This window comes from Enterococcus sp. DIV0774, assembly GCF_050539095.1.
Lineage (GTDB): Bacteria > Bacillota > Bacilli > Lactobacillales > Enterococcaceae > Enterococcus > Enterococcus faecalis.
In genome coordinates this window covers 172,806-186,390 of the sequence record NZ_CP172923.1, presented here as the reverse complement: position 1 = coordinate 186,390, position 13,585 = coordinate 172,806, and the positions used below count along the sequence as shown (strand labels likewise).

Below are 13,585 nucleotides of genomic sequence, written 5' to 3'. Positions count from 1 at the left end.
AGAGAAAAAGATGAACAAAAAAGTTTTTTCATTCAGTCTACTACTTGTCACGCTATTTTCGTTACTTGGCATGACAACCAACGCTTCGGCGGAGGAAAATGGTGAATTTCGTGTCGGCATGGAAGCTGGCTACGCCCCTTTTAACTGGTCACAGAAAAATGACGCACATGGCGCAGTGCCTATTCAAGGCAACTCTTATGCAGGCGGCTATGATGTTCAAATTTCTAAAAAAATTGCCGATGGTTTAGGTCGTAAATTAGTAATCGTCCAAACCAAATGGGATGGCTTGGCACCCGCCTTACAATCTGGAAAAATTGATGCCATTATCGCCGGAATGAGCCCAACCGCTGAACGAAAAAAAGAAATTGCTTTTACAAACCCTTATTATGAATCACAATTTGTCGTAATTGTAAAAAAAGATGGCAAATACGCTAATGCAAAAAGCTTGAAAGATTTAGCTGATGCTAAAATTACAGCTCAACTAAATACATTCCACTACGGATTAATTGATCAAATTCCAAATGTCAATAAACAGCAAGCAATGGATAACTTTTCAGCTATGCGAACAGCACTTGCTTCTGGCATGATTGATGGGTATGTTAGTGAACGCCCTGAAGGCATAACAGCAACTAGTGTCAATAAAGAATTAAAAATGTTAGAATTTCCAAAAGAAAATGGCTTTGATGCTAGCGCTGAAGACTCACAAGTAGCAGTCGGCATGCGTAAAGGCGATCCTGACATTGAAAAAGTAAACAAAATTTTAGCAGGTATTTCTCAAGATGAACGGACAAAAATTATGGACCAAGCAATCAAGGATCAACCTGCAGCAACAGATAGTGATGAACAAAAAACAGGACTTATTAACGATTTCAAAAATATTTGGAATCAATATGGCGACATGTTTTTACGTGGTGCTGGTTTAACGCTATTTATCGCGTTAATTGGGACAGTTGTCGGAACAACCCTTGGTTTACTAATTGGTGTCTTCCGTACAATTCCAGATTCTGAAAACCCAGTCGCTCGTTTCTTCCAAAAATTAGGAAATTTAATTCTTTCTATTTATATTGAAGTTTTCCGTGGTACACCAATGATGGTTCAAGCAATGGTTATTTTTTATGGTTTAGCTCTAGCTTTTGGCATCTCTTTAGACCGAACAGTGGCCGCACTATTTATCGTTTCTGTGAATACTGGTGCTTATATGTCTGAAATTGTTCGCGGAGGTATTTTCGCAGTGGATAAAGGACAATTCGAGGCAGCACAAGCGATTGGGATGACCCATGGACAAACAATGCGTAAAGTCGTTATTCCCCAAGTATTACGTAATATTTTACCTGCAACAGGGAATGAATTTGTCATTAATATCAAAGATACAGCCGTGTTAAGTGTTATCGGTGTCGCAGATTTATTCTTCCAAGGGAATGCTGCTTCTGGCGCAAACTTCCAGTTCTTCCAAACCTTTACAATTGTCGGCATCATGTACTTGGTAATGACTTTTGTGATTACACGAATCTTACGTGTTGTGGAACGTAAAATGGATGGCCCTTCTGCTTACGTTAAAGTAGAAGAATTAACTGAAGAAGGAAAAGAAAGCTAGGAGGCAAACAAATGAGTGCAATTATTGAAATTGAACATTTACGAAAAAGCTTTGGCGAAAACGAAGTATTAAAAGATATCAATATGAACGTCAACAAAGGAGAAGTTGTCACCATTATCGGTTCTTCTGGTTCTGGTAAATCAACGTTACTACGTTGTATTAATTTATTAGAAAAACCAACAGATGGCAAAATCATCTATAATGGTAAAAATGTTTTAGAACGTGGTTATAGTTTGCCCAAATATCGGACCCATTTAGGTATGGTTTTCCAATCATTCAATTTATTTAATAACATGAATGTCTTAGAAAACTGTACTTCTGGTCAGATGACTGTCCTAAAAAGAAACAAAGAAGAAGCCAAAAAAATTGCCTTAGAAAATTTAGAAAAAGTTGGCATGGCTCGTTTTATTGATGCCAAACCTGCTCAATTATCTGGTGGACAAAAGCAACGGGTAGCCATTGCTCGAGCATTATCAATGGATCCAGATGTTTTACTTTTCGATGAACCAACTTCTGCATTGGATCCTGAAATGGTTGGCGAAGTGCTAAAAACGATGAAAAATCTTGCCCATACAGGGCTAACAATGGTGATTGTAACACATGAAATGGAATTTGCGCGGGACGTATCCGATCGTGTTATTTTCATGGATAAAGGTGTCATTGCCGAAGAAGGGACCGCTGAAGATATTTTTGTCCATCCAAAAGAAGCTCGGACAAAAGAGTTCTTACATCGGATTCTAACGAAAAACTAGTAAAAAAGAGGCAGTCATTCTGGTTAGAGTGACTGCCTCTTTTGTTATTTTTTGTATTGACGAATCATTGGCGGTTCATAAGAATCAATAAATGCACCAATTTCTTCTAAGGAATCTGAAATGAAAATTTTAGCTCGATCCGCTTCTGTTAAGAAATTAGTTTCTACCATTTTATCAAAAAAGGCAGCTAATAAGTCATAGTAACTATTCACATTGTATAAAATACAAGGATTCATATGTTCACCGACTCGGCCCCAAGAGATCACCTCGCTAATTTCTTCGAGTGTGCCGGGACCACCGGGTAAAGCTAAATACACATCTGCCAATTCAATCATCTTTTTCTTACGCGCATGCATATCACTGACTGTATGCATCTTTGTAATGCCATTATGTGCAATCTCTCGTTCCATTAAAAAAGTGGGCATGACACCAATTACCTCTCCACCTTCTGCCAAAAGCGTATCAGCCACTGTACCCATTAGACCAACATTGCCACCGCCATAAACTAGATCATAGTGATTTTCTTTCATCCAAGCGGCTAACGCTACTGCAGCTTGCTGATAGATTGGCTCATTCCCCAGACTGGCGCCACAATATACTGCCATTTTTTTCACAAACATACCCTCCATTTAGATAGATTCTTTTTTACCATCTATCCTCTGGTAGCTATGGTAGCATATTTTGATTTTCTCGAAAAGGTGCAGCCACTTTTTTTTCGTTTTAAAAGTATTTGAATTTTCAGACAATAAATGCTATAGTCTTTTTATATTTTAAAATTTCAGAAAAAGGAGCCCTATTATCTTGTCTACCTCACTCACTATTCGCTTAGTTGCCGAAGCAGATTGGCCCGCATTACATGCCTTGGACCAAATCATTTGGACAAAAAAGAATACCCCTGCCGAGATACAACCACTCTCGCTTGCGGCATATCAAGAAAAAATGAAAGATGAAACGATTTTCGTTGCCATCAGCGGACAACAACTTGCTGGATTTATTGAAGTCCATCCGCCCACTTCGTTAGCAGCTCATCAAAAGCAATGGCTACTAAGTATTGGCGTTTCGCCAGATTTCCAGGGCCAAGGGATTGGCGGTTCTTTGCTGTCGTATGTCAAAGATATGGCTCAGATAAGCGGGATTCATAAGCTGAGTTTGCGAGTAATGGCTACCAATCAAGAAGCCATTCGATTCTATAAAAAACATGGTTTTGTGCAGGAAGCACATTTTAAAGAAGAATTTTATATAAATGGACACTATTGTGATGATTATCAGTATGCTTATTTCATAGAAAAATAAGAAAACCAATGTTTTCTATAAAAACTGGTTGCTCTCTGTTTCTTCTTCTGTTATTTTAAATAATAAGACAATATTAAGGAGTGTGAATCTATGCAAAAAAAGTTAGTTTGGCGTGATTATCTATACGTTGGTTCAATGTTATTCGGTTTGTTTTTCGGTGCTGGAAATTTAATTTTCCCTGTACATATGGGACAAGAAGCTGGGGCTTCCGTCTTTTTAGCAAACTTGGGCTTCTTAGCCACTGGAATTGGCTTACCTTTTCTTGGTGTCATTGCTATGGGTGTTTCTAAAAGTTCAGGTGTTTTTGACTTAGCTTCTCGGATTAATCGTCGTTATGCTCTTATTTTTACCTTACTATTATATTTAACGATTGGTCCTTTCTTTGCTTTACCAAGGTTAGCAACTACTTCTTTTGAGATTGGTCTTGCACCATTTGTTCCTAAAGACTTGCAATGGCTGGTTCTTGCTGGTTTTTCCGCATTATTTTTCTTAGCTGTTTGGCTCTTCTCTAGAAAGCCAAGTAAAATCTTAGATTATGTGGGTAAATTTTTAAATCCGTTATTTTTAGCATTGCTAGGAATTTTGATTGTTTTAGCCTTTGTAAAACCATTAGGTCATGTGGCCAGTGCCGCTGTTGGTGAAAATTATATTTCAAGTCCTTTCTTTAAAGGATTTACAGAAGGTTATAATACGCTGGATGCTTTAGCTTCATTAGCTTTTGGGATTGTTGTCGTTTCCACTTTACGAAATATGGGCGTCGAAAAACCAGGAGATATCGCTAAAGGAATGATTAAATCAGGTGCTTTCAGTGTTGTATTGATGGGGGTTATCTATACCTTACTTGCTTATATGGGAACAATGAGTATCGGGGCTTTTCCAATCAGTGAAAACGGCGGGATTGCCTTAGCCCAAATTGCCAATTACTATTTAGGCCTACCAGGGAGTATTTTACTGGCTTTTATCGTAGTTCTTGCTTGTTTAAAAACCGGTATCGGCTTAAGCACAGCCTTTTCTGAGACTTTTGAAGAAATGTTTCCGAAAGTTTCCTATCAAAAATTCTTGGCAATTGTTGTTATTTTACCAGCTATTTTTGCAAATGTCGGCTTAACCAACATCATTCAATTTGCCGTTCCAGTCTTGATGTTCCTTTATCCATTGGCGATTACTTTAATGCTTTTGGTAATCATCAGTCCTATTTTCAAACATCGACGGGAAGTCTATCAAGCAACGACCTATATCACATTGATTGCTGCTGTTTTAGATGCATTAAATAGCGCGCCTGCCTTTATCAAAGATACGGCGTTTGTAACAACGCTTTTAGAAAAAGCCGGCCAATACTTACCATTGTTCACTATTGGCATGGGCTGGGTCGTTCCAGCAACGGTTGCTTTTCTAATTAGTTGGGTTTGGGGCATGATTTCTAAAAAAGATCCTATTCTTGATTAATTCTTACCAAAACGACACTAGAAAAAATGCGGAAGCGCATCTTTTCTAGTGTCGTTTTTATGTATATTCGTTGTACCAAACTCTTGACTATGGTAAATTGAAGTTACCAACAAGTACTGGAGGAAATTGCCCATGTTAGTTACAACAACCGAGAGAATTAGCGGTCAAGAATATGAAATTATTGGAGAAGTTTTCGGGTTAACCACACGTTCTAAAAATATGTTTAAAGATTTAGGTGCTGGACTAAAAAGCGTAGTTGGCGGTGAAATCAAAGGTTACACTGATATGCAACGAGAAGCACGCGACCAAGCAATCGAACGTTTAAAAGCAGAAGCCTCTAAATTAGGTGCAGATGCCGTTGTGATGATGCGTTTTGATTCTGGCACAATTGGCACAGACATGCAATCTGTCGTGGCTTACGGAACAGCTGTTAAATACATCTAAATTTTGCAACTAAAAAGACGCAGACCTTTTCTTGTAAGGTCTACGTCTTTTTATTTTTCATATTTCACTTCTGCTAAATACAATCCTTCTGGATGAGCAGTCGGACCCGCTAAATTTCGATCTTTGGCTGCGATAATTGCTGGAATCGCGGTTGGTTCCAGCCGCCCATTGCCGATTTTCAATAGCGTACCAACTAAAATCCGAATCATTTTGTACAAGAAACCATCGCCCCGAAAAGTGAATGTTAATTCATCCCCCGTTTCATTGACATGAACACTGGCTTCATGAATGGTTCGGACTTTATCTTCTACCGAACTTCCTGAGGCACAGAAAGAGGTAAAATCATGGGTACCTAATAAATCAGGTAAAGCTTGTTGGATTTTTTCGAGATCAATGGGATACGGAAAATAACTAGCATAAAAACGTCGAAATGGACTTCGCGGTTTGCCAATATCCACTTTAAATTGATAGGTTTTTTCGATCACGTGATAACGTGCATGAAAGTCTTCTGAAACACGTTCCACGCTGCGCACAGCAATGTCTTCTGGTGTTTGTGTGTCTAACGCAAAGCGCATTTTTTCCAACGGACGTTCCTGCGGATAATCAAAGTGAATCACTTGGCCCATTGCATGAACCCCTGCATCTGTTCGTCCTGAACCAAAAACCGTCACGGAGTGTCCGTTATTCATGCGTGCTAACGTTTTTTCTACTTCTTCTTGAACGGTACGCTCATTAGGCTGCTTTTGAAAGCCATGAAAATGAGTGCCATCATAGGCAATGATTGCTTTATAGCGGGGCATAATTTTTCTTCACCTTTTCTAAGTTCTTAATACAAATAAGCCAATGGTTAACAAGACAAAGCCAAACATTACTATTGTATCTCGTAGGTGCCAATGAAGAATGCGGTATTTCGTCCGTCCTTCACCGCCTTGATAACCTCTTGCTTCCATGGCAGTCGCTAAGTCTTCCGCACGATTAAAACTACTTACGAAAAGCGGAATCAAAAGTGGAACAATAGCTTTCATTTTTTGAAGTAAGTTTCCTTCACCAAAATCAACACCACGGGCACGTTGGGCATTCATAATCTTTTCCGTTTCATCCATTAATGTTGGGACAAAACGTAAGGCAATTGATAACATCAATGAAACTTCATGAACTGGAAATTTCACCACACGAAGTGGGCGTAACAAATATTCAATCGCATCTGATAACTCTAATGGTGCCGTCGTTAAAGTTAATAACGTTGACATGAAAATAATTAAAACAAAACGACAGAAAATAAATAGCCCATTCGTCACACCAAACTGGGTAATGGAAATAATTCCCCACTGAAAGTACACCTCTCCCCCTTGTGTAAACAAGGTTTGAAGAGCCACAGTAAACAGAATTAGCCATAATAATGGCCGAACACCGCGGATAAAGAAGCGGGCGCTGATTTTTGATAATGAAATAGCAAAAGCAGTAAAGGCTGCTATTAAAACATAACTCTGCCAATTATTTGCTAAAAAGATAATTCCAATAAAATAAAAACTAGCTAATAATTTTGCACGCGGATCTAAACGATGGATAAAAGAATCGCCTGGAATATAACGCCCAAAAATCAATTTATTCATCATTTTGCCTCACCTGCTTCCTGCATTTTTTTCAGAAGCTGATCGGCTAATTGATCGGCCGTTAATGGTAATTGCTCAAAAGAAAAGCCTTTTGCCACTAATTTTTCAGCAAATTCGGCTGCAGTTGGCACGCCTAATTGTTTTTCTTTCAGCCATTGTGTCTCTTGAAACACTTCTTGTGGTGCTCCCGCTCGGACGATTTGTCCTTTTTCTAAAACAATCACATGATCTGCGTAATTAGCCACGTCATCCATCAAATGTGTCACTAAAACGATGGTCATATTATGTTCCTTATGCAGACGGCTAAACATCTCCATCATTTCTTTACGACCCTTAGGATCCAAACCAGCAGTCGGTTCATCTAATACTAAGACTTCTGGTTCCATCGCTAGCACACCAGCAATTGCGACACGGCGCATTTGACCACCTGATAACTCAAACGGAGAATGTTGTAAGTATTTTTCATCTAAGCCGACTAAATCAAGCATTTTCTTAGCTAATTTTTTCGCTTCTTCGTCTGAAACACCAAAGTTTTTCGGTCCGAAAGCGATGTCTCGCTCCACTGTTTCTTCAAACAATTGTGCTTCTGGAAATTGAAAAACGATCCCAACTTTTTTACGAATTGGTTTTAAATTCTTATTATCAGTTTCTGGCGTAATTACACGCTCTCCAATTGTCACTTGGCCTTTAGTTGGTTTCACCAAAGCATTTAAATGTTGCAATAGCGTTGATTTGCCACTGCCAGTATGACCGACAATCGCTGTATAAGAGCCGTCTTGAATCGTTAAATTAATATCGAATAATGCCCGTTGCTCAAAAGGAGTATTGGGTTGGTAAGTAAAATCTACTTGTTTAAAACGGACGTCCATAACCAATCCACCATCCCTTCTTCTGTTAAATAATTCGTTGGCACAACAACGCCGCGCTCTTTCAAAGCTACTTTTAATTTTTCAGGAAACGGTAAATCTAAGCCCATTTCAACAAGCGCTTCTCCTGCAGAAAAAATCTTTTCTGGTGTTCCTTCGTTTGTCAATTGTCCTTGGCGCATCACTAAAATACGATTCGCATTAGCCGCTTCATCAATATCGTGGGTAATAGAAATAACTGTTAAATTGCTTTCTTCTTTAATCTTTTGAATGGTAGCAATTACTTCTGCACGACCTTCTGGATCTAACATACTTGTCGCTTCGTCTAAAATAATAATATCTGGTCGCAAAGCAACCACACCAGCGATAGCTACTCGTTGTTTTTGGCCGCCAGATAGGCGAGCAGGTTCTCGCTTGGCAAAATCTAACATACGAACCCGTTCTAATGCATCGTGAACACGTTCGACCATTTCATCACGCGGAATACCTTGATTTTCTAAACCAAAAGCCACATCGTCTTCGACTGTTGAACCGACAAATTGGTTATCTGGATTCTGAAAGACCATTCCTACCATACGCCGGATATCCCAGACGTTTGCTTCATTTAATTCTTTGCCGCCAACTTTGATAGTCCCAGCAGCTGGCAGTAACAGCCCATTGATCGTTTTGGCTAACGTTGATTTACCAGAACCATTATGGCCAATAATAGCGACCCATTCGCCTTGTTGAATGGAAAAAGACACATCTTTTAAAGCGGGAGAAGCATCTTCTGGTTGATAATTAAATTGGATATTATTTAGTTCAATGATTGGTTGCATCGCGTACTCCCTCAATCTATTTATTCTTTCTAACACTACCAAAAAAGTAGCGTTTTTTCAATCATCTGTTCTGATTCTTCACACTATTTTTTATTATACCAAAAGAACGGTCATTATGGGAGCTCTTATCTGTCTTGACAGGTCTATTTTTCATAAAAATAACTTCTTGTTCTCATAAAACAAGAAGTTACTGATTTTCTTTTAAAAATGCGTCTTCAAATATTCAAACGCATATTGGGCATATAACTCAGCACCCATTGCCATCGCATCTTCATCAATATTGAAACGACCATGGTGATGTGCCCATTCCGTATCTTTCTCCGGATTACCACTTCCCACTAAGGCAAAACAACCAGAAGCATGTTCAGTATAATAACTGAAGTCTTCGCCACCGGTTGTCGGCTCTTCTTGTCTTAAGGCCGCTTCACCAAAATTTTCCTTAATTAGTGTTTGAGCAAACAAGGCATCTTGCTCATCATTAATCACTGGCAACGTTCCATATTGATAATCTAACGAAGCCGTCCCACCGTAAATAGCGGCTGTTTGTTCCGCATAGCGTTGTAGCGCCTGTTCTACTCGCTTACGCGTTGCTACACTAAAGCAACGAACCGTTCCTTCTAAACGTGCATTCTCAGCAATCACATTAAAACGGGTCCCCACATCCATCCGTCCAATCGTGACAACTACTGGATCTAAAGGATCTGTCTCCCGAGAAACAATCGTTTGCAGATTCATCACAAAAGAAGAAGCTATGACTGCCGCATCAATACAAGCGTTTGGCATGGCACCATGGCCACCACGTCCTTTAAAATCAACAGAAAAAATATCTGCGGATGCGAAACTTGAGCCCACTCGACACGAAGCGGTTCCTACAGGCATTTGTGACCAGATATGCAAGCCAAATACATCATCAACACCGGTCATTGCGCCTTGCGCAACCATTGCTTTAGCACCTTGCGCATTTTCTTCAGATGGTTGAAAAATTAACCTTACTGTTCCCTGAAGTTCTTCCTGGATTTCTTTTAATACTTTAGCCGCTGTTACTAACATCGCGGTATGGGAATCATGCCCACATGCATGCATCTTGCCAGCTTCTAAAGATTTATAAGCTAAATCTTCATTTAATTCCTGTACAGGTAAGGCATCCATATCCGCCCGCAGCGCAACCACTCGGCCTGGTTTGCCGCCCACAATTTCAGCAATTAAACCCGTCGGTTCTGTTTTGCGATAAGTAATTCCTAATTGATCAAGAACTGCCGCGACTTTTTCTGTCGTTCGAAATTCTTCAAATTGTAATTCTGGATGTTGGTGTAAATCCCGTCGAAAAGCAATCATTTCTTGTGCATGCTGCTTGACTAGTGCTTTGATTTTTTTCATACTTACGCCCCGTTTCTACAAACTTAATAAAATACTTGAAAAAATACCCGCTAAAATAACCGAAACAATGGTGACTGTTACGAAACCTGCCACTAACATCGGTGGCATTAAATGGCTCGTTAAAGCCGCCTGTTCTTGTTCATCTTCTGTCAATGATTGAATCACTTCATTCGTAATAATATAATCGGCTGGAAAGCCATATAAAGCTGTCAACGAAACAGCGAATGCCATCTCTTTACTCACACCTAATACACGACCAACAATTGCTGAAAAGATGTACATCCCGATAACACCAATCACAATAATCCCAATCATTGGTAAAAATAAATCCATCAACATTTCAGGTGTGGCTTGTTTTAAGCCATCAAAGACAAAAAGCATTAACCCTAAAATCGCAAAACCAAAGCTATTTGCTTTCTGCAATGGTTGCTTTTCTAAAAAGCCTAAAGACGTTGCAACCACGCCAAAACATAAACACAGCACAAAAGGACTAATCGTCACAAACGGTGCCGTCCACACAGAAACATAATAAGCAAGTGTGGCAACTAAGGCTAAACGTAAAATTCGTGAATAATCTGTATGATATCGTTTGGGTACTTTTTCAAATAGTTTAGGCACATCTGGTTCTGCTCCTGTTTCTTGCCCCTCTTGTTCATGAACCGGCTGCCATGTCCCTGCTCGATATTCTTGAAGCTTCCGCTTTCCTTCTTTTTTTAGAACAATTGAAGTTAAGGGATAACCTGCAAACCCTTGAATGACATAAATTAAAATTGCCAAAACCGAAAGTGAGGCTAAACCAGCTGATTGAGCCGCTTCTGACATTACTAATGAAGAAACTAAACCTCCTACTAACGGCGGGATTGCAACTAAAACTGTTTTTAAGTCAAAAACAAAAGTCCCTACAGCTAATAACAAGGCAATAATGCCCAGAATACCTGACAAAGCAATCACAATCGTTTTCCATTGATTAACCAATTCTTTAACAGAGAGCAGAGTGCCCATATTAGTAATCAACAGATACATTAATAAAGTGGCAACCACTGTAGGAATCCCTGCCACTTCCACAATATTTTGTGGAAAAATAGTCCAATAACCAAGAATAAATAAAACACCACAAACAAAAACAGATGGAATCCAAGCTTTTGTTTTGATAGAAACTACATCACCAATGTATAAAATAACCATCAGCAACGAAAAAGCAAACATTTGTGACATATAATTCCCCCTTCTACTAACTCAGATGTTTAATTATCTGAAAATTCCAATTAATAACCAGTATAACAAACCGGAAAAGCTTCTGCAATGCTTTTAAGAAACAAAAAAGCTTTGAGAAAACAGCGTTTTCCCAAAGCAAAAAAAAATCACCTTTATATGATGAGTGCTCCCCTGCTAAAGCCATCTTTAGCAGGGAAAGCAGAGCTAGACTCGGAGTCGCCTCCAACATCATAACACTCTAAAAGAAACATCTATAAAGTGATCGGTTTATTAATTATTTAACAAATTCGATAACTACCATTGGTGCTGCATCGCCGCGTCTTGGTTCTGTCTTCAAGATACGAGTGTAACCACCTTGGCGTTCCGCGAAACGAGGTCCTAAATCGTTAAATAGCTTTTGTAAAGCTGATTCAACAACGATAGACTCATCTTCTTCACGAACACTAGCAACTTCATTACGAACGAAAGTAGCTGCTTGACGACGTGCATGAAGATCTCCACGTTTACCTAAAGTAATCATTTTTTCTACAGTTGAACGTACTTCTTTCGCACGAGCTTCAGTAGTTACGATGCGTTCGTTGATGATTAAATCAGTTGTAATATCACGTAGCATAGCTTTACGTTGGCTTGATGTGCGTCCTAATTTACGGTAACTCACGTTGGGTTCCCTCCTTCGTTTCTGTTCTCACGAGCCACTGCTGTTAAGCAGGACTGGAAACTTCGTAAAAGTCTTAATCGTCCTTACGTAATCCTAATCCTAGATCATGCAATTTAAGTTTTACTTCTTCAAGAGATTTACGACCTAAATTACGTACTTTGATCATTTCTGGTTCAGATTTGTTTGTAAGTTCTTGTACAGTATTAATGCCTGCACGTTTTAAACAGTTATATGAACGAACTGATAAATCAAGTTCTTCAATCGTCATTTCTAGCATTTTCTCTTTTTGAGTTTCTTCTTTTTCCACCATGATTTCAGCGTTTTTCGCTTCGTCAGTAAGGTTTACAAAGATATCTAAATGCTCAGTCATGATTTTCGCAGCTAAACTTAGTGCTTCTTGAGGAATGATTGAACCATCTGTCCATATTTCCATTGTTAATTTGTCGAAATCATCACGACGACCAACACGTGTATTTTCTACTTGGTAGTTAACACGACGAACGGGTGTGTAGATGGAATCAACTGGAAGTACACCGATTGGCATATCTTCTTTTTTGTTTTCGTCTGCTTGAACATAGCCACGACCAGGTTTCACTGTTAAGCGAGCATGGAAAGTAGCTCCTTCAGCAACACTACAGATAACTAAATCTTTATTTAGGATCTCAACATCACTGTCCACGATAATATCGCCGGCAGTCACGGTAGCGGGTCCTGTAATATCGATCTCAAGGGTTTTCTCTTCTTCAGCATATAATTTCAATGCTAAGCCTTTAATATTCAAAATAATTTGTGTTACGTCTTCTCGTACACCTGGAATGGTTGAGAATTCGTGTAAAACACCATCGATTTGAATATTCGTAATTGCAGCTCCTGGTAAAGAAGACAATAAAATACGACGTAGAGAGTTACCTAAAGTAGTTCCGTAACCGCGTTCTAATGGTTCAACGACGAACTTACCATAATCTCTATTTTCATCAATTTTTTCGATTCTTGGTTTTTCAAATTCAATCATTCTTATCTATACCCCTTTCAAAACGAAAAGTGTCTTGTTCAATGACGTTCCTAATTCAAACTCAGAATGAGTGGCGCTCATTAAACACGACGGCGTTTTGGAGGGCGGCATCCATTATGAGGAACTGGAGTCACGTCACGAATTGCAGTCACTTCTAAACCTGTTGCTTGTAATGAACGAATTGCTGCTTCACGTCCAGAACCAGGTCCTTTAACTGTTACGTCTACAGTTTTAAGTCCATGTTCCATTGCCACTTTAGTTGCGGCTTCTGCAGCCATTTGAGCGGCAAAAGGAGTTGATTTTTTGCTTCCTTTAAAGCCTAATGATCCTGCTGATGACCATGCTAATGCATTACCATGTGTATCAGTAATCATTACGATTGTATTGTTGAATGTAGAATGGATATGTGCTACACCTGATTCTATATTCTTTTTGACACGGCGTTTACGACTAACTTTTTTTGCTGCCATGAAGTTCTAACCTCCTTCACTTAGGAA

Annotated in this window: 16 protein-coding genes; 5 read left to right on the top strand and 11 right to left on the bottom strand. The window is 39.2% G+C overall.

Annotation, left to right across the window (positions count from 1 at the left end; translation table 11 throughout):
- Positions 1-10: 10 nt before the first annotated feature.
- Together IGL86_RS00935 and IGL86_RS00930 are read left to right on the top strand one after the other, a co-directional pair.
- Positions 11-1,594 (top strand): ABC transporter substrate-binding protein/permease, encoded by a 1,584-nt coding sequence (locus IGL86_RS00935; protein WP_002381368.1) that lies wholly within the window; start codon positions 11-13, stop codon positions 1,592-1,594.
- Between the two features lie 11 nt (positions 1,595-1,605).
- Entirely contained in the window at positions 1,606-2,346 is a 741-nt protein-coding gene (locus IGL86_RS00930) for an amino acid ABC transporter ATP-binding protein (protein ID WP_002356242.1), read from the top strand.
- A gap of 44 nt (positions 2,347-2,390) precedes the next feature.
- Here the strand turns inward: IGL86_RS00930 and IGL86_RS00925 are convergent, their stop codons facing one another.
- Positions 2,391-2,975, bottom strand: a complete 585-nt coding sequence (locus IGL86_RS00925; RefSeq protein WP_033625614.1) for a TIGR00730 family Rossman fold protein — start codon at positions 2,973-2,975, stop codon at positions 2,391-2,393.
- 172 nt (positions 2,976-3,147) lie between these two features.
- Here IGL86_RS00925 and IGL86_RS00920 point away from each other — a divergent pair, with 172 nt between their 5' ends.
- The 3 genes from IGL86_RS00920 to IGL86_RS00910 all read left to right on the top strand — a co-directional run bounded on the left by IGL86_RS00920 (position 3,148) and on the right by IGL86_RS00910 (position 5,529).
- Complete coding sequence (locus IGL86_RS00920) at positions 3,148-3,639, top strand: GNAT family N-acetyltransferase (RefSeq protein WP_010819150.1); 492 nt, start codon at positions 3,148-3,150, stop codon at positions 3,637-3,639.
- Positions 3,640-3,729: 90 nt separating this feature from the next.
- Entirely contained in the window at positions 3,730-5,085 is a 1,356-nt protein-coding gene (gene brnQ / locus IGL86_RS00915; RefSeq protein WP_033625615.1) for a branched-chain amino acid transport system II carrier protein, read from the top strand.
- A gap of 132 nt (positions 5,086-5,217) precedes the next feature.
- The gene (locus tag IGL86_RS00910) at positions 5,218-5,529 is read left to right on the top strand and encodes a heavy metal-binding domain-containing protein (RefSeq protein WP_002381365.1); all 312 of its coding nucleotides are present in this window, start codon (positions 5,218-5,220) and stop codon (positions 5,527-5,529) included.
- Positions 5,530-5,579: 50 nt separating this feature from the next.
- Here IGL86_RS00910 and truA read toward each other — a convergent pair whose 3' ends face one another.
- The 10 genes from truA to rpsK all read right to left on the bottom strand — a co-directional run bounded on the left by truA (position 5,580) and on the right by rpsK (position 13,558).
- A complete protein-coding gene (gene truA, locus IGL86_RS00905; protein ID WP_033625616.1) occupies positions 5,580-6,329 on the bottom strand; it encodes a tRNA pseudouridine(38-40) synthase TruA in 750 nt (249 codons plus the stop codon).
- Positions 6,330-6,347: 18 nt separating this feature from the next.
- Positions 6,348-7,145, bottom strand: coding sequence for an energy-coupling factor transporter transmembrane component T family protein (locus tag IGL86_RS00900; RefSeq protein WP_002373841.1), 798 nt, complete (start codon positions 7,143-7,145; stop codon positions 6,348-6,350).
- Positions 7,142-8,011, bottom strand: a complete 870-nt coding sequence (locus tag IGL86_RS00895; RefSeq protein WP_033625617.1) for an energy-coupling factor ABC transporter ATP-binding protein — start codon at positions 8,009-8,011, stop codon at positions 7,142-7,144. The genes IGL86_RS00900 and IGL86_RS00895 overlap by 4 nt, the downstream gene beginning before the upstream one ends.
- Positions 7,987-8,826: an energy-coupling factor ABC transporter ATP-binding protein gene (locus tag IGL86_RS00890; protein WP_002359354.1), complete on the bottom strand. Its 840-nt coding sequence runs from the start codon at positions 8,824-8,826 to the stop codon at positions 7,987-7,989. The genes IGL86_RS00895 and IGL86_RS00890 overlap by 25 nt, the downstream gene beginning before the upstream one ends.
- 201 nt (positions 8,827-9,027) lie before the next feature.
- Positions 9,028-10,203: a M20 family metallopeptidase gene (locus tag IGL86_RS00885; protein WP_010822445.1), complete on the bottom strand. Its 1,176-nt coding sequence runs from the start codon at positions 10,201-10,203 to the stop codon at positions 9,028-9,030.
- A 15-nt stretch (positions 10,204-10,218) separates the two neighbouring features.
- A complete protein-coding gene (locus IGL86_RS00880; RefSeq protein WP_002359351.1) occupies positions 10,219-11,418 on the bottom strand; it encodes a DUF819 family protein in 1,200 nt (399 codons plus the stop codon).
- A gap of 16 nt (positions 11,419-11,434) precedes the next feature.
- Entirely contained in the window at positions 11,435-11,647 is a 213-nt protein-coding gene (locus IGL86_RS00875; RefSeq protein ID WP_002411018.1) for a hypothetical protein, read from the bottom strand.
- 45 nt (positions 11,648-11,692) lie between these two features.
- A complete protein-coding gene (rplQ, locus tag IGL86_RS00870) occupies positions 11,693-12,076 on the bottom strand; it encodes a 50S ribosomal protein L17 (RefSeq protein ID WP_002356228.1) in 384 nt (127 codons plus the stop codon).
- 73 nt (positions 12,077-12,149) lie between these two features.
- Positions 12,150-13,088 carry a DNA-directed RNA polymerase subunit alpha gene (locus tag IGL86_RS00865; RefSeq protein ID WP_002356227.1) on the bottom strand — a complete coding sequence of 313 codons (939 nt, stop codon included), beginning with the start codon at positions 13,086-13,088 and terminating at the stop codon, positions 12,150-12,152.
- A gap of 80 nt (positions 13,089-13,168) precedes the next feature.
- Positions 13,169-13,558, bottom strand: coding sequence for a 30S ribosomal protein S11 (gene rpsK, locus IGL86_RS00860; RefSeq protein ID WP_002356226.1), 390 nt, complete (start codon positions 13,556-13,558; stop codon positions 13,169-13,171).
- Positions 13,559-13,585: the final 27 nt, after the last annotated feature.